The organism is Carnobacterium funditum DSM 5970, assembly GCF_000744185.1.
In the GTDB taxonomy this organism is placed as follows: Bacteria; Bacillota; Bacilli; order Lactobacillales; family Carnobacteriaceae; genus Carnobacterium_A; species Carnobacterium_A funditum.
Genome location: NZ_JQLL01000001.1, coordinates 2,255,546 through 2,281,841, shown reverse-complemented (window position 1 = coordinate 2,281,841; position 26,296 = coordinate 2,255,546). Strand labels below are relative to the sequence as shown.

Below are 26,296 nucleotides of genomic sequence, written 5' to 3'. Positions count from 1 at the left end.
CATTACATTAAATTGTTTTACGGATAAATCCTTTTGCTTTTGTTAATTTTTTTTCTGACGCTTCTTTAGATAAACCAGTCAATATCATTACGATAGCTAATTTCACCTGCTGATCTGCTTTTTTGAAAGCTTTGCTTGCTTCTTCATAAGAACACGCTGTTGCTTCCATAATAATTCGTTTCGAACGTTCTTCTAACTTTTTATTGGATGGCTTTACATCAACCATTAAGTTTTGATACACTTTCCCGACACCAATCATTGCGCCTGTAGACAACATATTTAAAACTAATTTTTGAGCTGTACCTGATTTTAATCTTGTTGATCCTGTTAATACTTCTGGACCTACTTCTACCTCAATTGGAAGTTGTGCGTACTGGCTGATTTCAGCATCTTTATTACATGATATAGTAGCTGTCATCGCTCCAATTTCTTTAGCGTATTCTAAACCGCCGATTACATAAGGAGTACGACCACTCGCTGCAATCCCAATAACGGTATCTTTTTCAGATAAGTCAATTTTTTTCAAATCTTCTTCACCAAGTTCTTTTGAATCCTCAGCTCCCTCTACTGCAACTGTCATCGCTTTCATCCCACCGGCAATTAATCCTTGCACCATACTGGGATCTACACTAAATGTAGGCACACATTCAGCTGCATCTAATACTCCCAAACGACCGCTTGTACCGGCACCCATATAAATTAAACGTCCTTCTTGATTAAATGATTTTATAATTGCTTCTACAACTTTAGTAATCTGTGGGATTTCATCTGCGACTTTTTCTGCCACTGTTTGATCTTCTTTATTCATAAGTTGCATCATTTCTAATACGGATAATTCATCTAAGTGCATGGTTTGTTTATTTCTTGTTTCTGTAGCTAATTTTTCTAAATTCATTTGATAAACTCCTCTTTTACTGTTTAGTTAATGTGATTTCAAACGACTGTCCGCCTTTGCACCATTTCAATAATGAAAGGTCTTCTGGAACTATTTGAGCGACAACATTCACTTTTTTATCTGTTGGCAAATCAGATAAGCAAATCTGAATTTCGCCCATGTAACGACCATAGTATTGGTTGTCAATCGTGATACTCCCTTTATTTCGACTTAAGGGGGATTCTGGAATAATTTCATCAATCTTTTTAAATCTTGCGTTGGCGCTACGGATGACGTCTCTTGCTGCATCCCATCTATTCTGGTGCAAGCCAGCTACTGAAGGGGCATAAACGGATTGTTGTTCTGGTTCAGCGAATAAAAGCATCTTATCTTTTTCAAAATAGGATTCGAACTGCTTTTGTGTTTTCTTTTTTAAACCTGGATCACCAATATAAATATCATCCACTAAACAATCAGTCAACAATTCAATAGCCGCAGCCAATGGATGACTATAACGATGTTTTTCAAGAGAAGGCAGTCCTTCAAAAAGAGGACCTCTTAATAGGTCATCGCCAGGAACAAAAGCTACAACACGAAAACCAACCTGCTTTAACCATTGATTTTTTTTGTAAAGTTCTCTTTATCTAAAGCTGTCTCCGGTCTGGGATAATAATTATGCCAAGCTTCTAAATGGTTAAAATTTGCCCCTCCTGCTTTTAATTCAGTTAGATCTTTTTCTGTAAGAGTGCTAGCGTTCAAAGAAACTTTCATAACGTGTGATAAGTTAATAATTATTTCGTTACTGATACCATAATCTATTCTAAGTCCTGATATGCCTATTGCCAGGATTTCTTGTGGTTTATCAAAAGATAAACCGACTTTTGGTAATGCAGAGCCAGAAATATCCATCATGACTTCCATTTCTAATTCAGTTGCCCACTCTCCTAAGATTTTCATTCGTTTAAAGTAGTGTGCGCTTTCATCTTCTGGAATATGCAAAGATGAAAAAATACCTGTAAACCCATGCTTTTTCATTGAAAGCAAACTTTCTTTAACCGTTCCATTAAGATTCTCTCCAAGAAAAATTGAAGTTCCTAGCACAAAACCCCACCTCGATGTAATCGTTTTATTTACAAGTTCATCATAACACTTTAAAATAAAATTTCAATTTATTTTTTCATTTAAAACAAAAAACTGGTTTCACATTTACGCATAACACTATATTTTAAGCTTCATTCCTTTGATTATTTATTTTTTTATTTTTTTATTTCATTTAAATCTAAAGAATACAAAAAGTTACAACCCTCTTTTTTAGATTTATATGAAATAAAATTTCAATAAAGCATCGTATTTAAATTTAACTAAGTAATTTGTGGCTACTCTATTTACCGCTAAATCTTTAGCTGAATAATTAACTCTAAAAAGGGCTTGTTTATTTTTTTGAAATTCAGCTTTTTTTAAATCTAACTTAATCTAACTAAATAAACAAAAACACTTAATTATTTGTACTGATAACGATAATCATTCTCAACTGTTTATAATCATTACAATCTAGGAGTGATTTGTGCTATGATGTATTTAAACATAGCTACAACGAAAAAGGAGCAAATAAGATGAACACACTATTTAAAGATAATAAGCCTATGGTCGCAACCGTGATCAGCGGATTGTTAATAACTATTGGACTTTTTTTCACATTCGCTGACTACCATACTATAGCAGCATTAATTTATATCTCTTCTTTTATTATTGGTGGTTTTCATCAAGCAAAAGAAGGCCTACAAGATACCATTCAAAACAAAAAATTAAACGTTGATATATTAATGGTTTTAGCTGCTCTAGGAGCCTCAGCTATTGGTTATTGGATGGAAGGTGCTTTATTAATTTTTATTTTTTCTCTTAGTGGATCACTTGAAGTCTATGCTACAAATAAAAGTACTAAAGCTATCACAGAGTTGATGAACTTAACCCCTGAACGTGCTATGTTGATTCAATCAGATGGATCAATTAAAGAAGTCCCTACTGCCTCTTTGTCTATCGGGGATAAATTAATGGTTGCCAAAGGAACTAGTATTCCTATCGATAGTGTTTTATTAAGTGCAAATGGATTAATTGATGAATCCGCAATTTCAGGAGAATCTATCCCATCTGAAAAAATAGCTGGTGAAGAAGTCATCGGGGGAACAATAAATTTAGAGGAAGCTATTACTATCCAAGTATCTAAAGATAGCTCAGACACTTTATTCGCTAAAATTTTACGGATGGTTGATGAAGCACACAGTACACCATCTAAAACAGCAACAATGATTGAAGCGATTGAAAATAAATATGTTCTAACTGTTTTAGTTTTTGTTCCTTTAATGATTGCTGTTTTTTATTTTATGTTGAATTGGGGTTGGAATGAGTCATTTTATCGTGGAATGGTGTTGCTTACAGTTGCCTCTCCTTGTGCGCTAGTTGCATCTGCTGCTCCAGCTACACTATCCGCTATTTCAAACAGCGCACGTAAAGGTATTTTATTTAAAGGTGGTTCTTATCTCGAAAATTTTGGACAAATTCGTGCCATTATTTTTGATAAAACAGGAACCTTGACAGAAGGAAAACCAGTAGTAACAGAATCTTATTTTAAATCGGGAGAAGATGAACAAGCGATTATCAATGTCTGTGTTGCTATGGAAAAAACCTCTACACACCCAATTGCTCGTGCTATCGTCACTGCTTTTAGTGAGACTAGTCATCATAATTTTGTCGTCGATAATATGAAAGATTTGACGGGCCACGGGTTATCTGGCAGTGCTTATGACAGTGTATGGAAGATTGGTAAAGAAGACTATGCTGTTGCAGAAAACGAATCTGATTTTATCAACAACGCTGAAATTCTTCAAAAAGAAGGAAAAACAGTTATTTATGTGAGCAAAGATGACCAAGTCGTAGCTTATTTTGGCTTACTAGATGCGCCTAAAGATGAAGCTAAAAAAATGGTTGATTATTTTAAATCCCAAGGTGTTCATACCGTCATGCTAACTGGCGATAATGCTGCTACGGCAGTAACGGTTGGGAACATTGTTGGTGTTGATGACGTCAAGGCAAATTGCCTCCCAGATGAAAAAGCTGAAATAATCAAAAGTCTAGAAATAGAATATGGTTCAATTGCAATGGTCGGTGATGGTATTAATGATGCACCTGCTCTAGCAAATGCGTCTATTGGTATCGCAATGGGGGCCGGGACAGATATTGCTATGGACGTGGCCGATGTGGTCCTAATGAAGAATGATTTGGCTCAGTTAGCTTATAGTTATCAGTTGTCAAATCGTCTTAAAAAAATAACCATTCAAAATATCATTTTTGCTATTAGCGTCATTCTCATTTTAATCGTCAGCAATCTATTTCAAGTCATCACTTTGCCTTTAGGCGTTGTTGGTCATGAAGGAAGCACTATCTTAGTTATTTTAAATGGGTTGAGATTATTAAAATCATCTTCTGCTTCACTTGATACAAAAGAAAAATAACGAAGTCAGCGAAATAATCGCTTTTTTAAATCAACCCATTTCTTTAAAGTTAAATAGAAATAAAGAAAAATACACTCTCACAACTAATGAGTAAATAATCCATTAGTTCTGGGAGTGCGTTGTTTTCAAAGGTTTGTTGTATCCACCTCTTGCTTGCATCTGCAACTACCTATTTAAAAAGATAAACTCACTCAAAAAACGCATGGTAAAGAGCTTTAACGGCTAGTTGTTCTTGAGCTGCAGAGACGCCAAACATCACACTAACTTCAGATGCACCTTGGTTAATCATCTCAATATTGATATGATTTTCGGCAAATGCTGTCGCCGCTTTAGACATAGTCCCAATTTTTCGGCGCATCCCTTCACCTACAATCATTATCAAAGCTAAGTCCCGTTCAACTACGACACTGTCAGCACAAAGTTCATTTTTCAATCTATTTAATAACACTTTTTCTCCTTCTTTAGACAGTTGATTGTCTCTCAAAATAATTGTCAAATCATCAATTCCTGATGGCATATGTTCGTAACTCAGTTTTTGATCTTCTAAAATTTCTAGTACACGACGACCGAATCCTATTTCACGATTCATTAAGTATTTTTCGATATAAATGCTGCAAAATCCTGTGGAACTTGCAATTCCAACAACATCTTGATCTGCTAATTGCCGCTTTTTCAAGATGCTTGTTCCAGGTGCTTTTGGATTGTTCGTATTTTTTATTTGAACTGGAATTCCTTGTTTAAACGCTGGGTAAAGTGCTTCATCATGCAATACTGAAAATCCAGCATAAGATAATTCCCGCATTTCTCGATAAGTGAGTTCTTTAATCCCACAAGGGTTCATTACAACTGTTGGATTAGCAACATAAATCGCATCTACATCCGTAAAATTTTCATATACAGAAGCTTGCACACCATTTGCCAAAATAGCCCCTGTAATATCTGATCCTCCACGAGAGAAAGTACATATCTTTCCCGTTTTGGTATAGCCAAAAAAACCTGGGAAGATAATGACTTCTTCTGTTTCTCGTAACGGGTACAAATTAGAGTAAGATTCAGTTAAAATCTGAGCATTACCTGGCTCGTTCGTTACAAATAATCCTGCTTCTTTTGGATTAATGTAACGAGCTGGCACACCCTCTTTATTAAAATAAGCAGCTATAAGCTTTGCATTATTGTCTTCTCCACTTGCCTTAAATGCATCTAAATAATAATCTGGAGTTTTTTTATTACCTGCTGTAAACATCAATAAATTAGCTTTAATTTCATCTATTATCGCTAAATCTAAATTTAGTTCTTCAGCAATCGTACGATAGCGAGATAAAACTTTTTCCATATCCCTTTGTAAGTCTTGTCCTTCTAATGCTGCTGTTCCTAAATTTATTAATAAGTCCGTTACCTTTTCATCTTCAGATGAACGTTTGCCCGGGGCTGAAACAACTACTATTTTACGATTTGGATCATCTTTAATAATTTGAAGTACCTTTTTCAATTGTTCTCCTGAAGCTAGAGAACTTCCTCCGAATTTTATAACATTCATCAAACACACTTCTTTCTTTTCTTAAATTATTTTTCTATTTTCTCTTTTTTTTGAAAAAGAAGCAAGTTTTTCAAAAAAATAAATCCCACTTTATTCCTATTTTTTTGCTTATAGTCATCAAATTGCAACTTTAGTCTCTATGTATCTAGTTAAAATAGCGCTATAATAGAAGCAGCGCTAATCGACTTCCTGGTAGATAAATACACCCACACAGTACTTTGGAAAGTCGCTTATTTCAAAAAGGAGATAGAAATATGCAACGAAAATTTATTATCAATACATTCATTAGTTTTACTGTTGTAAGCAAACTGTTTTGTATCATTAAAAATACTCGGAAATCTCATTCAAAAATAGATCCCTTAACCTTTTTTATTGGCAATTGGCATATCTCAGAGCCAGATATACCTGTTGAAATGTCTATTCAAATAGAAGAAGATCGACAAGTTTATCTAAACAAACAGCTGATAAACGGTCAATTAGTCTCTATTAAAAACGATAAATTAATTTTTAAAGATCATTTTGGCTATGAATTAGTCGTCACTAAGCTTTCATCAACTACACTAAATCTCTTTGATGAAGCAGATGAAAAAAATTATCAACTCATTCGAGAAACTGAGCTATTATACTAAGTGTATTTATAAATAGTAATCGTTTAATCTTTAAAAAAAATAAGAACCTAGCCACAGTTGTAATGATTGTGGCTTCGGTTCTTATTTTATTTATTCGTGTGCTTCGATATAAGCATTTTTGTATGTGTATTTCGCTCCTACTTGGTGATTGTAGATGCCTTTAACATGTGGTTTTTGAAGTGTTGCTGCTGCTCTTTGGAAGAGAGGTGCAACTCCTGCTTCATCTAATAGAATTTTTTCTGCATCTAATAAGTTCGTCCAACGTGCGTCTACGTCTGTAGCATTTTCACCTTTAGACATTTCAACTAACTTATCAAATTCTGCATTGCTATAACTAGATCTGTTATAAGGACTTTCTGTTGTTAATAAATCAATAAAGTTTACTGGATCTGCAAAGTCTGCACCCCATCCACCTAAAGCGAAGTCATAATTTTGCTTCGTCTGTAATTCTAAACGAACTTTAAATGGAACGTTTTTAACTGTAATTTTAAGACCTGGTAGAGTCGTTTCAATTTGATCTTTCATGTAAGCTGAAATTTTTTTATTTGATTCATCATCGTCTCCAAGTAGTTCTAATTCTACACTATCAACACCTAATTCAGTTTTTGCTTTTTCCCAATTTTCTAAAGCAGCTTCTTTATCGTAAGACAAGTAGTCACCAGATTCTTCACGGAAATCGTTTTGTGAATTTAGATTTGCAGCTAATTCAGCTGGAACCAATCCTCCTAATACTTGAGAACCATTTGCTAAAATTTCATCAGCTAGTAGTTCTTGATTGTAAGATGTAGCAATAGCTTTACGTAAACTTTCATTTGCTAAAGGAGTCTTTTCACCATTCTTTTCTTGGTTAAACTGAAGATAAGATGATCTAGCTTCTGTTTCGATGACATAATCATCGTTTGCTTGGAATTGTTTTGCAAATTCACCTGTTAAATTCACACGATCGAGTTGTCCAGAATCATACAAGTTTAAGGCTGTCGATGTTTCTTTGATAACTTGAACATTAATTTTATCTAAAATAACATTCTCAGCATCCCAATAATCATCATTTTTTTCGTATGACCAATTTAAGTTTGTTCCATCCCATTCACTAAATGTAAAGGGTCCGTTAAAAATCATCGTCTCTGCAGAAGTCCCGTATTTAGAATCTTGTTGTTCTACAAACTCTTGATTTTGTGGAAAGAACGTCGGGAATGCCATCAGTGAAATAAAGTATGGAACAGGTTTTTCCATTGTTACTTTAAATTCATTATCCCCTACTGCTTCTACTCCTAATGTGTCTTTATCAGCTTCTCCCTCCATGATTGCTGCTGCATTTTTAATTCCATCAAATAAATAAGAATACGGTGCTGCAGTATCAGGGTCAACTACTCGTTGCCATGCATAAACAAAATCTTGAGCTGTTACAGGATCTCCATTAGACCATTTTGCATCTTCTTGTAATTTAAAGTTATATTCCAGTCCATCATCACTAACTTGAACTTCTTGGGAAGCAAGGGCTGGAATCGGTTGACTGTCTTCATCTAAACGATAAAGACCTTCATTTATTTGGTTAAATACAGTAAAACTGACGGTATCCGTCGCAAGAGCGGTATCTCCTGTAGGTAATTCAGCAATTTCAACTAAATTTAATATTTGTTCATCTGCTAAATTTGAATCTTTTGAGCTTTTTGAGCTTTCTGCTGCACCTTTGTCCTCATCATTTCCGCAAGCTGTTAATAAGCTAGCCGTTAATAAAACTGCACCTGCATACCACCATTTCTTTTTCATATACCTAATCCCCTTTATTTGTTTTGGTTCAATTAAATTAGAATTAGATTCTATTTAAATGAGAACTTTCTAATAATATACACATAAAAAACACATAATGCAATAGTTTTATCTCATTTTTTTAATTCTTTTAAAGAATAGTCTTTAACCTGGATAATTTATAACTTTATATGAAAGCTGTTACATGGCTATTGCTAAACTATTTTTCATTTGATTTTTGTTCACACGTTACAGATAAAATAGGAATGGCTTTATTGTACTTCTTGATACTATTTTCTTGCTTGAGCAACTTATTTCCATCTGGTTGCTCGTTCTACCGCAGAATCATCGGCTATTCTGTTAAAGAAGAACCGCTCTGTAACCTATTTTTAGATAAGAAACAGAGCGCTTCACAATTTGCTCTTTTAGCGGACTAAGTTAGCGATAAGGTAACCGTCATGTCAATTCAATGTCACAGCAAATAAAAAAGAGAAGTCGAGAATACATTTTATGCTTTCATTCTCTAAAATCCTATTTATTCAGTTACGATTCAACTATTTTTGCAAAAAAAACTATAACTGCTTCAAATTTAACTACTAAAATAAGGTTGGAAAGCTAGTTAAGCTTCCCAACCTTATTTTCTATCAAGACTTTTTCATTCTTCTCTACTTGTAATAATTTTTATACCTTGTGCTGGAATTTGCTGGTGCTTAATAGCCTGCTTCGCAAAAAAGTTAACCTGTTCAAAAGAACTGCTAGACACTATTTCACTTGGCTTAAATGCTCTTTCTTTATCTGAACAATTAAGCAAAACAAGAACATACTCTTCATCTGAGAAATGCCGTAGTACTATAAAAATGTATTCTGTTGAAAAAGTATAGAATTCTCCTTCTAAGATAGCTTTTTGATTTTTTCTTAGTTTAATTAACTGAGTAACAAATGACTGAATCTCTTTATTTTCATTACCCCAGGGATAATTCCGTCTATTATCAGGATCCATATCCCCTTCTAAGCCAACTTCATCACCATAATAGATACAAGGGACGCCAGGAAGAACAAACAGCAACAACCATGCTTGTTTCACTTTTTCGCTGTTCGATTGAAGAGCTGTAAATATTCTGGTTGTATCATGGCTTCCAATATTATTTAAATTATTCTTAAAGGCTTCTGGTGGATAATTTTCTTTTAAGTTCATGCACATTAAAACGGCTTCTTGGGTCGTCAGTTGATTATCCAACAATCCGATAATGATATCTCTGAAAGGATAATTCATTACTCCATGCAATATTCCACCTTCAAGATAATGCCGACGTTTTTTGTAGGCAATTTTATTGGTAGCATCTTCCCACACTTCGCCAATTAATACTAAGTCATCTGCTGTTTGATCTAACCTATTTCTGATTCCCAACAAGAAATCGTCATTTAGTTCATCAGCTACATCAATTCTCCAGCCACCAATCCCCATCTTTGACCAATGTTGGATCACACTATTTTCATTCCCATAAATAAATTCTTGTACTTTTTGATTTGCCTTATTTAGCGTTGGCAAGTCTTTAATACCCCACCATGAATTGAAGCCATCTGGAAAGTGATCAAATGTAAACCAATCCTTATAGGGACTGTCGAGAGATTGATAAGCGCCAACACTATTGTAAGAGTCGTATTGGTTAAAATAACGACTATCTGAACCGACATGATTAAACACACCATCCAAAATAACTTTCATCCCTACTAACTCAGACTGCACAATCAATTCTTTAAATACTGCTTCATCTCCAAACATTGGGTCTATTTTCATAAAATCGCCTGTATCATATTTATGGTTGCTACGTGCTTCAAAGATGGGATTAAGGTATAAAATAGTGACCCCTAATTTAGCGAGATACGGTAATTTTTTAATAATACCTGTTAAGTTTCCACCAAAAAATTCCCAGCGGATAATTTTACCTGCTTCATCTTTTATATACATTGGCAAGTCTTCTGGAGAAGCATAGATAAATGAATTTTTCTTTCGTTCTGTTATTTCTCCATTCTCATTTCCATTATAAAAACGATCCACAAATATTTGATAGGCCACACCTTTTTTATACCATTCTGGAGCTGGGTCATCAAAAAGATAACTTGTTAATTGGTATTTTTTTATGTCTTCTTTTTCGTAATAGATCGTACCCGCTCCACCAAGGTTGTATTGGTTATTTCCATAGTAAATAGTTCTTACGTGATGGTTTTCTTGATAATCAATTTTAAAATGATAAAAATATAGCCCACTATCATTTGATCCTTTAAAGACAGCCTTGTACCGTGTTTGGTTAATGGCTATCATTTCGATTTGAAAGCTCTCGCCAAAATCTTTATGAATCATCAAATAAACAGATTTTACATCAGCTAGTTGACAATCTAGATGAAACGTTATTTCGCTGTCTACTTTAACCGCTCCAAATGGCGATTTATATTTACTTTGCCAAGAGTGATAGGATATTTTTTCCACGTTTTAACCCTTTCTTATACACTAATTAAATGGGTTCTGTCAAAAATGATTTTTGATGCGCATCCGTCAACGGAGAATCTATTTTCCAAATTTCTTCAGCATACCGCTGAATCGTAAAGTCTGCTGAAAACGGTCCTGAACTGGCAATATTCATTAGTGATTTTTGGTTCCATTTATTTTTATTTTGGTACAACTGATCAATTTCTTCTTGTGCTTGGATATAACTATCAAAGTCTTTCAATAAAAAATATTCATCATTATGATAAACGAGAGAGTCAAAAATAGCGCGTCCTTCCGTTTCAATATCCGGAATGGTTCCATCAATAAGCGTATTTAACACTTGCTTTAATCGTGGATTGGTCTCGTATATTTCTCTTGGGTGATACGATCCATTTTCATTAAAAGCTTGAACTTCTTGATCATTCAAGCCAAACAAGAATAAATTGTCTTTTCCCACAAAATCTCGAATTTCTACATTGGCTCCATCTAGGGTTGCAATCGTTAATGCCCCATTCAACATCAATTTCATATTGCTTGTACCAGATGCTTCTTTACCTGCTAACGAAATCTGTTCACTGACTTCAGCAGCCGGAATAATAAGTTCAGCCAATGAAACGCCATAGTTTTCAACAAATACAACTTTTAATTTATCGCCAATCGTTTTATCGTTATTCACTAAGTTAGCAAGGGCATTAATTAATTTTATTATTTGTTTTGCATATGAATAACTAGGTGCTGCTTTTGCTCCAAAAATAAAAACTCGCGGTTGGATAGCTACCATTGGATCTTCTTTGATCTGCAAATACCGATTGATAATGTGCAGTACATTCAACAGTTGTCTTTTATAAGCGTGCAATCGTTTAATTTGCACATCAAACAATGCGTTGGGATTTAATTCAATGTCCATTTCTTTTTTCACGTAAGCTGCAAACTTCTCTTTATTCTTTAATTTAATTGCTCCTAGTTTGTCCAACGTTTCTTGGTTTGTCATAAATGCTTTAAAGAGTTTCAATTCTGCTGGATTCGTTTTCCAATCTATTCCAATTTTATCATCAATTAGTTTTGTTAATTCTTCATTAGCTAGATGCAACCAGCGTCTTTGCGTGATGCCATTTGTTTTATTGTTAAACTTGGCCGGATACATTTGATAAAAATCATTTAGTACATCATGCATTAAAATTTCGGTGTGCAGTTTTGCTACACCATTTACACTATGACTTCCAATAATGGCTAAGTGCGCCATTTTAACGTAGCCGTCTGCGATGATCGCTGTTCGGTACGTCAAATCTGATCCATACAAAGGCAATTTCTTTTCGATGTGTCTGTGATTGATTTCTTCAATGATCTGATAAATACGCGGCAATAACTTTCTAACCATCTCAATAGACCATTTCTCCATAGCTTCTTGTAAAACGGTATGATTGGTATAACTCATTGTTTTTTTAGTGATTTCCCAAGCTTGTCCCCAACTTAAGTCTTCGTCATCCAGAAGAACTCTCATCAATTCTGGGATAGCCAATGATGGATGGGTATCATTAATATGAATCGCTATTTTATTTGGAAAGTGTTGCCATGAAAGACCTGTTTGTTTATAATACGAAACAATACTTTGAATTCCAGCTGATGTAAAAAAGTACTCTTGTCGTAATCGAAGAATTTGACCTTCATGATTTGAATCATCTGGGTATAATACTTCCGTAATCTGACTCACTTGTTCTCTGTCAGCTATTGTATGGTAGTGGATTTCTTCTTCAGGCGGAATTTCAGCCGACCAAAGTCGTAAATTGTTTACGACATCGTTTTGGTAACCGACCATTCCCGTGTCGTAAGGAACTGCTAAAATATTTTGAGTATTAAAATAAGTTGCTTTTAGATTTCCATTGGCTCCTTCAACTAAGCCAACTTGGCCACCAAAACGAACAATTACTGCTTTATTTTCTTTACGTACTTCCCAGACATTTCCATTTCTTAACCAGTTATCTGGTAATTCAACTTGGTAACCGTCAACAAATTTTTGTTGAAATAATCCATAGCGATAACGAATACCATTTCCGTTTCCTGGAAGGCCTAACGAGGCAATTGAGTCCATAAAACAAGATGCTAAACGCCCCAAACCACCGTTTCCAAGAGCTGGATCAGTTTCTGATTTTACTATTTCTTCAAAATTTAAACCCATATCATTTAATCCGTCTCGTACAGTATCTAAAATACCTAAGTTTAGTAAATTGCTTTTCAACATACGGCCTGGTAAAAATTCTATTGAAAAATAATAGACTTGTTTGACTTGTTCACCCAAGTATTTTTGCTTAGTTTTATTCCAATCGTCTGAATAAGAAAATCTTAAATAATTTCCTAAAGCTGTGTATTGTTGTATTGGAGATGAATTTGCAAGATCAAATGCATACATATTTTCAAATGTCTGACTAAATTCTTGTTTAAACTGATTTATTGTTAAGTCCATTCCTATCCTCCATCTCCATTGAACAGTCAACGGGTTCGTTTATTCTTTTTAGAATAAAAAAATCCTGATTTAGAGTAAAGTCACAAGTTCTCTTACAACTACTCATTAAATCAGAACTTTTTATACTCTGTCATTCAATATAATTCATAAGCTCCTATATTTTTTAGCCTTATTTTTCTATTAATGATTGATAATGTTTAATGTAAATTTTCGTTGATTTTTTCCAACTGTAATCTTGACTCATCGCTTGTTTGATTAATGCCCTCCACCGTTTAGGTTCATCGTAATAAACGGCGATAGATTGGTCAATGGTTTCTAGCATCACATGGCTACGGTAATCATAAAAACTAAACCCCGTTCCTTCTCCAATAACGGCATTATAAGGTATGACTGTATCTTTTAGACCGCCTGTTTCGTGAACAATCGGTAATGTCCCATATCTAAGAGAATACAACTGTGATAAGCCACAAGGCTCAAAGGCTGATGGCATAATAAACAAGTCACTGCCAGCATATATTTGTTGTGCTAGTGTTACGTCAAAATCAATGATTGCTTTGAATTTTTCTGGATACCGCCAATTAAAATAACGGAAACTGTCCTCATACTCTTTTTCACCAGTTCCTAAAATCAACAACTGCACATCACGTTTCATCAATTCATCCATTTGTTCACGCAATAAATGACAGCCTTTTTGAGCCGTTAAACGACTAACCATTGATATAAGTGGCACATCCGGATCAACCGGCAACCCAACTTTTTCTTGTAAAAGAGCTTTGTCTTTTGATTTTCCACTTAAATCTTTAACAGTAAAATGATGTTGAATTTTTTTGTCTGTTTCAGGATTGAATTCATCATAGTCGATGCCATTTAAGATTCCACTCAACTTATACTTGTTTTGACGTAAGACTCCATCTAAATTCTCACCAAAATACGGTGTTTGAATTTCCTCAGCATATGTTGGGCTAACAGTTGTTACTTGGTCTGCAAAGAAGATTCCACCTTTTAGTACATTCAAATCCTCATAATACTTCAAACCTTGTTCGTGATAAGCATTATAACCAATGCCGTACCAATCGGATAAAACTGCTTGACTGTATATACCTTGAAATTGAAGGTTGTGAATAGTCAATACGGTTTTAATTTTTTGGTAGTCTTTTATCCAATGGTATTTATCTTTTAACAACACCGGAATGATGGCTGTATGCCAGTCATTTAAATGAAGGACATCTGGTATAAAATTAATTTTTTCCATCATTTCGCAGACGGCTTGAGAAAAGAAAGCAAACCGCTCTCCATCATCATCGTATCCATATAGATTAGGACGATCAAAATAATAACGATTATCAATAAAGTAATAGGTTACGTTATCTTTAACCAAGCGCTTTAACCCACAAAATTGATTTCGCCAACCCACTTTTACTTCAAATTGCAATACATCCTCTAGCTTATCTTTGAATTTTTGAGGCATTGTAGTATGGAAAGGTAAAACAACTTGAACATCAACACCTTGCTGGGTGAGCTCTTTTGGTAAAGCGCCAGCAACGTCTCCTAATCCCCCTGTTTTAAAAAAAGGAGCGCACTCTGCTGCTGCAAAAAGTACTTTCATTGTCATTTACGCTTTAACTCCTTTCTCAGGTTCAACGACCGTATTTTTCTTGATCACTTTAATATTATCTGCCGTCCCTTTTAAATGCACATTTTCACCTATTTTCACGCCTTTATCTAGAATAACGTATTCTAGAGAAGAGCCTTTACCGATTCGACTTCCTTGCATAACGATTGAATGATTTATTTTAGCACCTTTAGCGATTGTCACTTTACGGAAAATCAATGAATTCTCAACTTCTCCCTCGATTAAGCAATCACTAGCAAATTGTGAGTTTTTAACTTGCGCATCTTTAGAATAAAATGTGGGAGCCCCGTTTTTAACTTTTGTAATGATCGAATCTCCTCTGTTTAATAACGCGTTGTAATTTGTCTCATTCAACATGTCCATATTGGCCTCAAAGTAACTTTGGATGCTATTAATATTTTTCAAATAACCGGTATACTCATATCCAAATACTTTAACATCCTTTAAGTGGTCTTTGAAAAGGAGCATGGTCTCACTATTCAGTTTACTTTTACGAGCTTGTATCGCTAATTCAATAAACTTCTCAGCATCCATAATCACAACATCCATATTTACAGCTACTTTTTGTACATTTGATTCTAACTTATCGAAAGAAACCACATCCGTTATTCTATCGGTCGTCTGATTTTCAAATAAGAGATAGGTTTCATCATCACTTCCAATGTATGAAGGTAAGTTCATATTTTTGTACATAACCGTGATATCCGCTTCTTTTTCTTGATGGTAGCGTAAGAGTGCCTGAATATCAATATTACATAGCATTTTACTGCCCATCATCACAACATACTCTGATTTTGAACGCATCACATAATGAATTTGATCATGGTAAAAACTATTGATTGCACCCCCTTTTTCCCTCTCTACAGCTTCTCTTATCGTCATTTGTGTATGAGGAAACAAGCCCCCACCAATGGATGAATCCAAACCCCAAGAAGCTCCACTACGGATATGATCATGTAACGAGCGTCCACTCCCTGCTATGAAAAATGCAGCAGAATCAATTGCAGCATTGTGAAGACTAGTAAAAGGAAAGTCTATCAGGCGGTAACGACAGCCGAAAGGTAAGGATGCAACTGAACGTTTTTCTGTTAGAGGAAACAGTTTTAAATCATCCTCGTTTAAATTTAAAATGGCACTAATTTTATGCTTCTTCATCTTTTAGTCCTCCTATCTCTTCGTTATACCCGATAACCATAATTTCTTTTTCTTTTCCAACAAGATAAGCTCCATCATGTATTTGAGCGTTATCTCCAACAATGGCATATTTAATGACAACATTCTCTCCAATTGTGACACCCGACATAACAATACTATTTTCTACAATCGATCCTTTTCCTACTTTAACATGATGTGACAAAATAGAATGTGTGATTTCTCCTGCTATATAACAGCCATCAACAATCATCGCATCCGTTACTTTTGACGTTTCTGTCAGGAATTGAGGTGGGGCTGATGGATTTTGAGAATAAATGCGCCAATCTGAATTTCGAATATTCAATGCATGTGTCGGATCTAGAAATTCCATATTAGCTTCCCATAGACTTTCAATTGTTCCAACGTCTTTCCAGTAATCTGTAAAGGCATAAGCAAAAATGTTTTCACCGTTCCCTAAATAAGCTGGGATAACGTCTTTGCCAAAATCTTCTAATTCTCTTCTTTTTGCTTGATCTTCAACGAGGTATTTCTTCAATAAAGCCCAATCGAATATATAAACACCCATTGAAGCTAAATTACTTTTTGGTTCTTTTGGTTTTTCTTCAAACTCAATAATCCGACCTGTTTGATCCGTATTCATAATCCCAAAGCGAGGTGCTTCTTCAATAGGAACAGGTATTACCCCAACGGTCAAAGCCGCTTTTTTTAGTTTATGGAAGTCCAGCATTTCTTGATAATCCATTTTATAAATATGGTCTCCTGAAAGAACTAAGACATAATCAGGATTGTGTTGGTCAATGAAACTAATATTTTGATAAATCGCATTAGCGGTTCCTTTAAACCATTTTTCACCGTCGACACTGGCATAAGGTTGGAGTATCGTCGCTCCACCATTATGAATATTTAACCCCCACGATGCACCATTTCCTACATGTTTATTTAACTCTCTGGGTTGATATTGTGTAACTACCCCAACATTTTTTATACCTGAGTTAACACAATTACTTAAAGCAAAATCAATAATCCGATATTTTCCACCAAAAGGTACTGCCGGTTTGGCTATTTCTTTCGTTAATTTTCCTAAACGCGAACCTTGCCCACCTGCTAAAATCATCGCTAATGTTTCAATTTTACTCATATCACTTGGAAGAGTATTTTTAAACTACTCTTCCTCTACCCTCCTTTTTAAGTCTAATTAGCTTTTGGAACTCCTTTTATTCTTTTAGGTCTTAGAATTACTACACTCATAGCTGGAAGAATTAGTTCAACATGATTCTGTTGTCGGTTAAAAGACTCATTGACTGTTTTTAGAGGACCTTGATTCTTTGTCCATACACCTCCAAATTCAATCATTTCTGTATTCAATAGCTCTTCGTACGTTCCTTCATAAGGAACCCCTACTTTAAATCTGGGCCGCTCAATCGGCATAAAGTTGCAAAGTACAATTAAGAAGTCACGTGTTTTTTGGCCTTTTCTGATAAAGGTCAAAATACTTTGCTCTGCATTATCAGCATCTAGAATTTCAATACCTGATGAGTCATGGTCAATTTCCCATAAAGCTCGTTCTTTTTTATACAATTCATTGATCGTTTTTGTAAAATACTGGTGTTTTTTGTTCATCTCATCTTCTAGGCTCGTCCATTCTAATTCAGAATGAACACGCCATTCTAAAAATTGGCCAAATTCATTTCCCATAAAATCTAATTTTTTACCTGGATGAGTCATCTTATAAACTTCCATCACTCGTAAACCGGCAAATTGATTGTAGCGATCCCCTGGCATTTTATGCATCAGTGATTTCTTTCCATGGACAACTTCATCATGAGAAAAAGGCAAAATAAATTGTTCATTGAAAGCGTACATAAATGAAAAAGTGATTAAGTTGAAGTGATATTTCCTTTGATGTGGTTCTAATTCGAAGAATTTTAAGGTGTCGTTCATCCATCCCATGTTCCACTTGTAATTAAAACCTAATCCGCCTTGATCGACAGGGCTAGTTACATTAGACCACGCTGTACTTTCTTCGGCGATCATCAGTGTTTGAGGGTGGCGATGTAAAATAGTCGTATTTAGTTTTTTTATAAAGTCCACACCTTCACGATTGTGGTTGCTTCCATCTTCATTAGGTGTCCAAGGGCCTTCATCATAGTCTAAGTACAACATACTTGAAACGGCATCTACTCGTAATCCGTCTAAATGAAATTGTTCGAGCCAGAATAAAGCATTAGAAATTAGGAAACTGTGTAGTTGCGCTTTTCCAAGGTCAAAATTCATGGTTCCCCATCTAAAGTTTTGAGCTTTATTTGTATCTGTGTATTCAAATTGAGCCGTCCCATCAAAATAAGCCATTCCATAATCATTGCGGTTAAAATGACCCGGAACCCAATCCATAATGACGCCTAAATGTGCTTGATGAGCTGCTTCTACAAAGTTTTGAAATTCTTCCATCGTTCCATATTTAGATGAAACAGCGTAATACCCAGTTAATTGATAGCCCCATGAAGCATCAAGAGGGTGTTCCATTAACGGCATGAATTCTATATGTGTGTACCCCATTTCTTTTGCATATGGGATAAGTTCTTCTTGTAATTCTACTAAGCTATACCACGAACCATCGGCATGACATTTCCACGAACTTAGATGAACTTCGTAGATGTTCATCGGACGTGTTGTGTTGTTGTATCTTTTTTTATTGGCCATCCATAAACTATCTTTCCATTTCTTTTGTGGCAAATCCTTTACTACTGACGCGTCTTTAGGACGCACTTCAAACGCATAAGCATAAGGATCAATTTTTAATTTTATTTTTCCATTTGCTTGTTCGATTAAATATTTATAACACTGTCCTTCTTGTGCAACAGGTGTAAAAACTGTCCACGTACCGGTCTCGGCTACTCTTTCCATTTCTATTCCATCAGTCCAACTACAAAAATCTCCTACCAGAGAAACTTTTTTTGCATGAGGTGCCCATACAGTAAATCGAAAACCTTCAGTTCCCTCGTAAATTTCACAAGAACAACCTAACGCCAAGTAGCTATCAAAATGTTGGCCTGTATTGAAAAAATACATTTCCTTTTCTAATAATTCTAGATTTGATTCTTTATTCACTTGTTTAACCAATTGTCGGACTCCTTTCTGTACAAAAGAATGATAAGTAAACCTTACACTCATTATTTTATCATTTTTCCTTCATAATGACACCCTATATCTATTTTCTCTCATATTTAACTAGTTACCCTCCCCAAACACTAATTCTATCAACATTTTTCTCCTGTTTAATTGTTAAAAAACTCCGCAATGACAACGTTTTCTTAAAGTGAAAATTTTTTATTTTTTCTAATGTTTCTGAGTTTATTTTCATTTTCTCTCATTTTCCATTAACTTATTTAATCTTTTTATGATGATTCGTCTCTTTTAATGCTTTGGTAGCTTTTTCGAAAGTTTCAAATGGAGGATTCTGGATACCTTCACCAATCACTGCGATAGCAAAATCTTTGTGGGCAATAGTTATATTACTAATTGGACCTTTCCCAGTTGCTATCATCTTTCTTACGTCGATTCTTGTTAGCACACCCCTAAATTCTAAAACTAGAATAGGAACGTTAGGATTTTCTATTGTTATGATTTTTAGCATTTCTTTCAAAATCATTCATTGCTTCCCAACTAAAGGGACCATTGCCCTATTTTTCCAATGCCATTTGCTGCATCTAATGCACATTTACATAAGAGCATCCATATAGGACCATAGAAATAATCCCTGCTCGCTACAAAATTAAACACTTTGGTTTTTAATGAATCAGCTGCTTTTACAATGTGAGAAACCTAAATTAGTAACGTAGAATAATAATTCTTAATCAATCAACTCCATGTCAATTGAAGAAACACGCTATAAATAATATCTATCCAAACCCAAATTAAATTTTTCTATATTTTTTAGCTATTTAGCCATTATATAGAATGAAAAATATAGGGTTATCTTCATTAAAATGGTATACTATGCGTATAGCAAGCGGTTTCATTTCTATTATTATCTGATAAGATGAGGAGACTATACTATGCTGACGGTCTATAATCTTTACAATTAGCTCCATTCAAATAATCTAACGTTATTCCCCGTTTTAAAAGGCTAGTTAATAAAATTTCTAGTGTTACTATTATGGCTAATCTAGATGCACTAGATTAGTTTTCCTTTTTGAAACTGTTAATTGCTTTGAAAATCACACAAAATTTAACCAATCACCCTTTTATGTCTTTGATGATTTTATCATTCACCCTTTTTAAAAGAACGATGTGCTTCAAAAAGAAAGACAAAAGATTTCCATCTACACATTGAGTACATTATACGACCATAACAAAAGTTTCATAATGCATTAATTGCGACTCTTGAGTGAAGGATTTACAATCCATTTACTATTACCAAAACCTCTAGATAACTCTATATCCATCGCAAAGGCTTACTTTATTAAATTGAAAAACCGCCCTGTTAATCTACTTGATTTTAAAGATACAGACGAGTTACTTAAAATCCAATTGGCTCTAAAAATGCATCAAATGATTTACCAACGAGACTGAATCAAGCTATTTATCAAAGCTTCACTACTCATTTTATCTTTTTATCAAAAAAAAAATCTAAAGATGTGCATAATCTTTATAGGAATGGTAAACTGCTTGTATCTATTTTAAATCTTTTTACTTCTGAGATGCTAAAAAAGACTTTCTAAATGTTATCCTGTTTTACTATTTATTATATAGAGAAATCTAATTTAGAGGAGGTGAATAAATTTGAATATCTTACTTTTAAGTGCGGGTTTTGTTGGATTAGTCATTGTAGGATTAACCATTCATTATTTATTAGGTGGTTTATTAGCTGTTGGTAGTTTTGCTGCTTATTTCTTTTTAAACGGTAATGGTGAATGGTTTCCTATCGTGATTTTTGTACTAGGAATTTTTTTATTACTCTTCGAAGTCTTTATTCCTGATTTTGGTATAGCTGGAATATTAGGAGGTGTTTTACTTTTTGGAGGTATCTATCTTAACTATGGAGATGCTGGGCAAAGTTTGCTTGAATTAAGTATTGCTGGTATTATTTCCGTGGTTTTAGCTATCATCCTTTTAAAAAAAGGTTATTCTTTTGGGAATTTCAAAAAATTAATTTTAGAGGAGAACTTAACTAAGATTAGTGGGTACTCGAGCACCAAGGATTACACTGATTATTTAGGAAAAAAAGGAATCACTACTACTATATTGAGACCTACTGGTAAAGTAGCCTTTGATGGAAAAGAAATAGAAGTCCTAAGTTCAGGAGAACAAATTGAGCCAGAAGTCTTTGTCGAAGTGATTAAAGTCGAAGGTTCAAAAATAATAGTCAGGAGAGTGTCGTAAATATGTTATTAGAAGAAACTAGTGGTTTAATAGGTATTGGAATGATCGCGATCATCGTTATCATCATTTTGAGCATGTTTTTCCGTTTTGTACCAGTAGGATTATGGGTAACGGCTTACTTCTCAGGAGTTAAAGTTTCAATTGGTACATTAGTTGGTATGCGTTTAAGAAGAGTAGCTCCTCAAAATATTATTCGTCCATTAATAAAAGCTACAAAAGCTGGCTTGGATATTAATATCAATGAATTAGAAGCTCACTATTTAGCAGGCGGAGATATCAATCAAGTTATTGATGCTTTAATCGCTGCACAACGTGCCAACATTAATTTAGTTTTCAAACAAGCTGCTGCTATTGATTTAGCTGGTCGTAATGTGTTTGAAGCGGTTCAAGTTAGTGTTAATCCTAAAGTCATTGAAACACCTGTCATTGCTGCTATGGCAATGAATGGGATTGAAGTTAAAGCTCGTGCTAAAGTTACTGTACGTGCGAACATTGAACGTTTGGTTGGTGGTGCTGGCGAAGAGACTATCATTGCTCGTGTTGGTGAAGGTATCGTAACTACTGTTGGTAGTGCAGAAAAACACACCGATGTTTTAGAAAATCCAGACTCTATTTCAAAAATGATTCTAAAAAAAGGCTTAGATTCTGGTACTGCTTTTGAAATTCTTTCAATTGATATTGCAGATATTGACGTTGGTCGTAACATCGGTGCCAGCTTACAAATGGAACAAGCTGAAGCTGACAAAAATATTGCTCAAGCAAAAGCTGAAGAAAGACGTTCAATGGCTATCGCTCAAGAACAAGAAATGATAGCAGAAGTTCAAAAAATGCGCGCTCGCGTAGTAGAAGCTGAAGCTGAAGTTCCTTTAGCAATGGCAGAGGCATTAAAATCAGGTAATTTAGGTGTGATGGATTATTACAATATGAAAAATATTGCTGCTGATACCTCAATGAGAGATTCTATTTCTGAGTTAGGCGAAAGTGAACGTGATGAATAATGGAACTCTTTGCACTCCTTAGTTTTTTAAGTTTTCTTATCCCTCTACTTCTTATTGTCACAGTTATTAGATCAATAAGTAATGCACTATTTAATCAAAAAAATGGTAAAAATGGTGCAGTATCTAAGTATCAAGAATTTATGAAGGAGATCAATCAGGAAAAAGATCGATTGAGAAATGTACCTGACAAAAAAGACGTTTCGCGCAATGACCCAAAAGCTGCTAATTTAGCACAACAGCGAAATAATCTTTCTCAATCTGCCAAACATGCTCCATACCAACAATCACCAGTAAGAACAAAAAGAGAGCCTTTAGCAGAACGGAATCGGATTCAACCCGTCACGAAAAGTGCTGCTATTTCTCGCTCATATTCTGACATGCCAAGTCCAGTTAAGAATTTTGTTCAAACAAAAAAACAAGTGAACAAGAAAATAAAACAGACACCCCGTCAAAAAGAAATTATAAAGGGATTTATCTATAAGGAAATTCTAGATAAACCTCGTGCAATGAACCCGTATAGATAAACAGAGAAGTCTAGGACATATGTCCTAGACTTTTTTTGTCTATTAGTTATTCTAGAAATTACTCCAAAAGAAAATTTTGTTTATTTAAATTATTATTATTCAAATAAAAGTTCTTCATTTTTTTTATAATTGTATAAAGCTCCAATAATGTTGGCCTTATTTCCATGCCGACTTCTTTCAATAAGTGGAACATAAAATAACTCAGTATTTTTTTCTTTAAATACTTCTACTACGTTTTTTTTAATCAGTTCAAGTAGTAAAGACTGTTTACTAATACCACCACTAATTAGAATTTTTTCAGGATCTAAAATAGTTTGCAGGTTAAAAATCTGAACAGCCAATGTACGACAATATTCATTTAAACAAGCTAACACTTCAAGATTGCCTTCATTTGCATATTTAAATACAAGGTAACCGTCTATTTCCTTTAATGGGATTTTACAGCGGACTGAGATTGTTTTAAATAATTTTCTTAATCCTGTTTGAAAACCAAACATATAATCTTCATCGGAACTTCTATCCGAATTGGTTTTAATAAATGAAACTTCACCAGCGGAATAATGGTTCCCTTTCAATAATTTTCCATTGCTTATGATTCCCCCACCGATTCCTGTTCCCAAAACAAGGATTACCCCATTTTCTACTCCCTTAAAGTTTCCTTTCCACAATTCTCCTAATGCTGCGGCTTTTCCGTCATTTTCAACATGAATAATTGTAGGACACCGCTCTTCTAGCAACGATATCATATTCATGTTTTTTATATACTCGAGTGTCCCACCATGAACAGCAAAACCCGTTCTTGAATGAATAATTCCAGGCATACTAATTGCCATGCCTTTAATCTTGTCTGCATACGCATCATAAATCTCACCCATTACTTCAACAAAACTATCCAATGAATCCATCGGCGTTCCTTTTTCATAGACAACTTCTATTTCACCTTCATCATTGATTAGCCCATATTTTATTTGTGTTCCTCCAACGTCTACCCCTAAATAATCAGCCATCTTTTCACTCTCCTTACCTATACATGCTAGAATTCTTTTGTTTTTTAGTAAGCGCTTTTTACATTTGTTCTTTGATAGTCTTTGACTTTACATTAAGTTTAACACGATTAGGCTAAAACAGCATTTTTTGCCTCTTCTTCTTGTTGTTAAATCTGCTTAATTTGGCTATACGTATAAAAAAATACAGGTGCTTTAAAAGCAATCTGTATTATTAAATAACTATTTTTCTTATTTATTTCATAAAATATTTTTCAATTGATTTATTCAATAGAGGGAATAATATTGGTGCTAATATTAAATAAAAACCACCATTTCCAAGAGCATGCAATGTATCAAAAGGTAGTCCAGAAAGATAATAGACCCAAAAATTTTGAATACCGAAAAAAGGTGCTTGGATTAGCGATACCAAAAAACCATAGATATAGCCAGTTAATATGGCATATAGAACCATTACAGAAAAAGGCGCCTTTTTGAAAAGTGGCTTTATTAATAGGCCTGTACTAATAATTATTAGTGCAAACGAAACAATCTGTGCGATTGTCCAGACTCCCATTCCTAAGTTAATATTGGAAATCAGAATAGATAAAGTCGCGACAATTAAAGCATCGGCTACTCCAAGAGTGAGTGTTAAAATGATTAAAATAACCGTTACCGGTTGGACGTTAGGTAAAAATTGAAATACTAAACGGCTAACATAACAAAGTGTTGTCAACATAGCTAACAAGGTCATTCTTTGAACAGAAAATTTATGTGGAGGCCGCTTACATGCCATCTAAATTCCACACAATGATATCTTGATCTTCTACTATATAATCGCTAGCACCTACTGTAGCTTGTTCTCCATTAATCGTATACAACCAATATTTCCCTTCTTTTTTGTTCTGTTCATACCCTTCAATAGCGGAAATAAAGCCATCTTTAGCTATAATCTCATAATTTTCTTCCATAACCTCTAATAGATTTTGACCTTCTTCAACTTTTAATTCTTTTGAACTATTTGACAAAACTTTTTCTTCTTCTTGTAAGACAATAGAAGTTGAAATTGTTTTAGTCGCTGCGACTTCAACCTCACTTGGAACTAGTGCAGAACTTTCATTTACAGCTGTTTGATTTGTATCTGCACAGGCTGTTAATGCTAGTAAGGTGATAAATATAAATCCTAATTTTATTTTTAATTTCATCTTAATTTCCTCCATTTTTTCACTTACAAAACTAAATTTCTATCTTTTCACCGACCTTATTTCGAAATGATTTCAGTTCATTTAATGGCTATCATCTTTTTTTAAAGAGGTATGAAATACTTTCCCACCACGCTCATATAGAGGTTCCGCTACCTTATTTTGATGATTGACCAAACGAGCAAGTACGAAAAGATAGTCTGATAATCGATTGATAAAAATTCCTGCATGCGGGTTGGTTTCTTCTTCTGAAGCAAAACTAACCATTCTTCTTTCTGCTCTTCTGACAACCGTTCGAGCGATATGCAATAAGCTAGCCACAGGTTGCCCCCCTGGTAAAACGAATGACTCAATAGCTGGTGGAATAGGCGCATAACAATCTATCCTAGCTTCAATCCAAGTGATACTTTCTTTTGTCAACTTATAGGAATTTTTTCCATGAGGAGTTGCTAAATCAGTTCCGCAGTCAAACAAATAATGTTGGATTTGTATTAATTCATTTTTTAATGTAACGTCTTGCTCATTCATTTGACTTACTATATATCCAATTAATGAATTTGCTTCATCAATTGTTCCATAGGCCTCAACTCTTAGTGCATCCTTTTTTACAGTTCGTCCACCGATTATGTTCGTGTTTCCATAATCTCCTCTTTTAGTATAAACTTGCATCCCATCACCACTTTCTTATATCCACTACAAAAAACAATATATAGTGTTTACATCATATTAAACCACTATATATTGTATGTCCAGGTTTTTCAAGCACTTAATTTCAATCCTACAACCGCTACTACAATCATACCCATAAATAAAAATCGTTTTCTGTTTTTTGACTCTCCATAAAATAAAATACCAACAATTGTTCCTCCAATTGTACCTATTCCTGTCCAGATTGCATAAAAAACGCCTAATGGTAATAAGTTATTGAACATAAGAGCAACAAAGATAGCTTTTCCACTGTATTTTAGCTATCCAAAAACTGAATGCACATTGTTCCTATCATTTTTCATCTGTTTCCTTACGCTTTCTTTGGCTATTATTTGTTTATCATTAAAGTGAATTAAACGCATAGCACTATAAATAACAAACGATTTTTTATTTTCATTTTATTTCCAAGCTTTTTTCAGCGTATCAGTAGCTTTAATAAGAATAAACAAACGGATACTTCCCAT

General features: G+C 34.3%; 20 protein-coding genes and 1 pseudogene. 5 read left to right on the top strand and 16 right to left on the bottom strand.

Going from position 1 to position 26,296, the window contains the following annotated elements; all coding sequences use genetic code 11:
* Positions 1 to 7 precede the first annotated feature (7 nt).
* Positions 8 to 895 (bottom strand): N-acetylmuramic acid 6-phosphate etherase, encoded by an 888-nt coding sequence (gene murQ / locus BR44_RS10635; RefSeq protein WP_034552634.1) that lies wholly within the window; start codon positions 893 to 895, stop codon positions 8 to 10.
* A gap of 16 nt (positions 896 to 911) precedes the next feature.
* A pseudogene (locus BR44_RS11400) lies at positions 912 to 1,975 on the bottom strand (DUF871 domain-containing protein).
* Positions 1,976 to 2,487: 512 nt separating this feature from the next.
* Between BR44_RS11400 and BR44_RS10620 the strand changes: the two are divergent.
* Positions 2,488 to 4,383, top strand: a complete 1,896-nt coding sequence (locus BR44_RS10620) for a heavy metal translocating P-type ATPase (RefSeq protein ID WP_034552629.1) — start codon at positions 2,488 to 2,490, stop codon at positions 4,381 to 4,383.
* A 187-nt stretch (positions 4,384 to 4,570) separates the two neighbouring features.
* Here the strand turns inward: BR44_RS10620 and BR44_RS10615 are convergent, their stop codons facing one another.
* Positions 4,571 to 5,920 (bottom strand): aspartate kinase, encoded by a 1,350-nt coding sequence (locus tag BR44_RS10615; RefSeq protein WP_034552626.1) that lies wholly within the window; start codon positions 5,918 to 5,920, stop codon positions 4,571 to 4,573.
* A gap of 254 nt (positions 5,921 to 6,174) precedes the next feature.
* Here BR44_RS10615 and BR44_RS10610 point away from each other — a divergent pair, with 254 nt between their 5' ends.
* The gene (locus tag BR44_RS10610; RefSeq protein ID WP_034552624.1) at positions 6,175 to 6,549 is read left to right on the top strand and encodes a DUF4828 domain-containing protein; all 375 of its coding nucleotides are present in this window, start codon (positions 6,175 to 6,177) and stop codon (positions 6,547 to 6,549) included.
* Positions 6,550 to 6,639: 90 nt separating this feature from the next.
* On the opposite strand, the gene BR44_RS10605 is transcribed toward BR44_RS10610, so the two are convergent.
* The 8 genes from BR44_RS10605 to BR44_RS10570 form a co-directional block, all read right to left on the bottom strand.
* Positions 6,640 to 8,319, bottom strand: a complete 1,680-nt coding sequence (locus BR44_RS10605) for a peptide ABC transporter substrate-binding protein (protein ID WP_034552621.1) — start codon at positions 8,317 to 8,319, stop codon at positions 6,640 to 6,642.
* A 634-nt stretch (positions 8,320 to 8,953) separates the two neighbouring features.
* Positions 8,954 to 10,786 (bottom strand): glycoside hydrolase family 13 protein, encoded by a 1,833-nt coding sequence (locus tag BR44_RS10600; RefSeq protein WP_034552618.1) that lies wholly within the window; start codon positions 10,784 to 10,786, stop codon positions 8,954 to 8,956.
* A 25-nt stretch (positions 10,787 to 10,811) separates the two neighbouring features.
* The gene (locus BR44_RS10595) at positions 10,812 to 13,247 is read right to left on the bottom strand and encodes a glycogen/starch/alpha-glucan phosphorylase (protein ID WP_034552616.1); all 2,436 of its coding nucleotides are present in this window, start codon (positions 13,245 to 13,247) and stop codon (positions 10,812 to 10,814) included.
* 169 nt (positions 13,248 to 13,416) lie between these two features.
* On the bottom strand, positions 13,417 to 14,853 hold the full coding sequence (glgA, locus tag BR44_RS10590) for a glycogen synthase GlgA (RefSeq protein ID WP_034553316.1): 1,437 nt from the start codon (positions 14,851 to 14,853) through the stop codon (positions 13,417 to 13,419).
* Positions 14,854 to 14,859: 6 nt separating this feature from the next.
* On the bottom strand, positions 14,860 to 16,035 hold the full coding sequence (gene glgD, locus BR44_RS10585; RefSeq protein ID WP_034552613.1) for a glucose-1-phosphate adenylyltransferase subunit GlgD: 1,176 nt from the start codon (positions 16,033 to 16,035) through the stop codon (positions 14,860 to 14,862).
* A complete protein-coding gene (locus BR44_RS10580; RefSeq protein WP_034552612.1) occupies positions 16,022 to 17,173 on the bottom strand; it encodes a glucose-1-phosphate adenylyltransferase in 1,152 nt (383 codons plus the stop codon). The genes glgD and BR44_RS10580 overlap by 14 nt, the downstream gene beginning before the upstream one ends.
* 53 nt (positions 17,174 to 17,226) lie before the next feature.
* The gene (gene glgB / locus BR44_RS10575; protein WP_051912695.1) at positions 17,227 to 19,206 is read right to left on the bottom strand and encodes a 1,4-alpha-glucan branching protein GlgB; all 1,980 of its coding nucleotides are present in this window, start codon (positions 19,204 to 19,206) and stop codon (positions 17,227 to 17,229) included.
* 211 nt (positions 19,207 to 19,417) lie between these two features.
* Complete coding sequence (locus BR44_RS10570; protein WP_034552609.1) at positions 19,418 to 19,684, bottom strand: P-loop NTPase family protein; 267 nt, start codon at positions 19,682 to 19,684, stop codon at positions 19,418 to 19,420.
* Between the two features lie 1,133 nt (positions 19,685 to 20,817).
* On the opposite strand from BR44_RS10570, the gene BR44_RS10565 reads away from it, so the two are divergent.
* Genes BR44_RS10565 through BR44_RS10555 form a run of 3 tightly spaced genes read left to right on the top strand, consistent with a single transcriptional unit; the run spans position 20,818 to position 22,939 of the window.
* On the top strand, positions 20,818 to 21,417 hold the full coding sequence (locus BR44_RS10565; RefSeq protein ID WP_034552607.1) for an NfeD family protein: 600 nt from the start codon (positions 20,818 to 20,820) through the stop codon (positions 21,415 to 21,417).
* A gap of 41 nt (positions 21,418 to 21,458) precedes the next feature.
* The gene (floA, locus tag BR44_RS10560) at positions 21,459 to 22,415 is read left to right on the top strand and encodes a flotillin-like protein FloA (RefSeq protein ID WP_425393584.1); all 957 of its coding nucleotides are present in this window, start codon (positions 21,459 to 21,461) and stop codon (positions 22,413 to 22,415) included.
* A complete protein-coding gene (locus tag BR44_RS10555) occupies positions 22,415 to 22,939 on the top strand; it encodes a hypothetical protein (protein WP_034552603.1) in 525 nt (174 codons plus the stop codon). Before floA ends, BR44_RS10555 begins: the two co-directional genes overlap by 1 nt.
* Before the next feature lie 95 nt (positions 22,940 to 23,034).
* On the opposite strand, the gene BR44_RS10550 is transcribed toward BR44_RS10555, so the two are convergent.
* The 5 genes from BR44_RS10550 to BR44_RS11395 all read right to left on the bottom strand — a co-directional run bounded on the left by BR44_RS10550 (position 23,035) and on the right by BR44_RS11395 (position 26,056).
* Positions 23,035 to 23,946: an ROK family protein gene (locus tag BR44_RS10550; protein WP_034552601.1), complete on the bottom strand. Its 912-nt coding sequence runs from the start codon at positions 23,944 to 23,946 to the stop codon at positions 23,035 to 23,037.
* Between the two features lie 232 nt (positions 23,947 to 24,178).
* Positions 24,179 to 24,676, bottom strand: coding sequence for an ECF transporter S component (locus BR44_RS10545; RefSeq protein WP_245592970.1), 498 nt, complete (start codon positions 24,674 to 24,676; stop codon positions 24,179 to 24,181).
* Positions 24,677 to 24,707: 31 nt separating this feature from the next.
* Complete coding sequence (locus tag BR44_RS10540) at positions 24,708 to 25,127, bottom strand: DUF4430 domain-containing protein (protein ID WP_051912694.1); 420 nt, start codon at positions 25,125 to 25,127, stop codon at positions 24,708 to 24,710.
* 81 nt (positions 25,128 to 25,208) lie between these two features.
* The gene (locus BR44_RS10535; protein WP_034552596.1) at positions 25,209 to 25,793 is read right to left on the bottom strand and encodes a cob(I)yrinic acid a,c-diamide adenosyltransferase; all 585 of its coding nucleotides are present in this window, start codon (positions 25,791 to 25,793) and stop codon (positions 25,209 to 25,211) included.
* An 89-nt stretch (positions 25,794 to 25,882) separates the two neighbouring features.
* On the bottom strand, positions 25,883 to 26,056 hold the full coding sequence (locus BR44_RS11395) for an SMR family transporter (protein WP_084676139.1): 174 nt from the start codon (positions 26,054 to 26,056) through the stop codon (positions 25,883 to 25,885).
* Positions 26,057 to 26,296: the final 240 nt, after the last annotated feature.

Coding starts and splice junctions, on each gene's coding strand:
- glgD (WP_034552613.1), bottom strand. CDS start 16,035: ATGAAGAAGCATAAAATTAGTGCCATTTTAAATTTAAACGAGGATGAT.
- floA (WP_425393584.1), top strand. CDS start 21,459: ATGATCGCGATCATCGTTATCATCATTTTGAGCATGTTTTTCCGTTTT.
- BR44_RS10555 (WP_034552603.1), top strand. CDS start 22,415: ATGGAACTCTTTGCACTCCTTAGTTTTTTAAGTTTTCTTATCCCTCTA.
- BR44_RS11395 (WP_084676139.1), bottom strand. CDS start 26,056: ATGTTCAATAACTTATTACCATTAGGCGTTTTTTATGCAATCTGGACA.
- BR44_RS10595 (WP_034552616.1), bottom strand. CDS start 13,247: ATGGACTTAACAATAAATCAGTTTAAACAAGAATTTAGTCAGACATTT.
- BR44_RS10545 (WP_245592970.1), bottom strand. CDS start 24,676: ATGACCTTGTTAGCTATGTTGACAACACTTTGTTATGTTAGCCGTTTA.
- BR44_RS10550 (WP_034552601.1), bottom strand. CDS start 23,946: ATGGCTGATTATTTAGGGGTAGACGTTGGAGGAACACAAATAAAATAT.
- BR44_RS10620 (WP_034552629.1), top strand. CDS start 2,488: ATGAACACACTATTTAAAGATAATAAGCCTATGGTCGCAACCGTGATC.
- BR44_RS10535 (WP_034552596.1), bottom strand. CDS start 25,793: ATGCAAGTTTATACTAAAAGAGGAGATTATGGAAACACGAACATAATC.
- glgB (WP_051912695.1), bottom strand. CDS start 19,206: ATGAGTGTAAGGTTTACTTATCATTCTTTTGTACAGAAAGGAGTCCGA.
- BR44_RS10610 (WP_034552624.1), top strand. CDS start 6,175: ATGCAACGAAAATTTATTATCAATACATTCATTAGTTTTACTGTTGTA.
- BR44_RS10605 (WP_034552621.1), bottom strand. CDS start 8,319: ATGAAAAAGAAATGGTGGTATGCAGGTGCAGTTTTATTAACGGCTAGC.
- BR44_RS10580 (WP_034552612.1), bottom strand. CDS start 17,173: ATGAGTAAAATTGAAACATTAGCGATGATTTTAGCAGGTGGGCAAGGT.
- glgA (WP_034553316.1), bottom strand. CDS start 14,853: ATGAAAGTACTTTTTGCAGCAGCAGAGTGCGCTCCTTTTTTTAAAACA.
- BR44_RS10570 (WP_034552609.1), bottom strand. CDS start 19,684: ATGATTTTGAAAGAAATGCTAAAAATCATAACAATAGAAAATCCTAAC.
- BR44_RS10540 (WP_051912694.1), bottom strand. CDS start 25,127: ATGAAATTAAAAATAAAATTAGGATTTATATTTATCACCTTACTAGCA.
- murQ (WP_034552634.1), bottom strand. CDS start 895: ATGAATTTAGAAAAATTAGCTACAGAAACAAGAAATAAACAAACCATG.
- BR44_RS10615 (WP_034552626.1), bottom strand. CDS start 5,920: ATGAATGTTATAAAATTCGGAGGAAGTTCTCTAGCTTCAGGAGAACAA.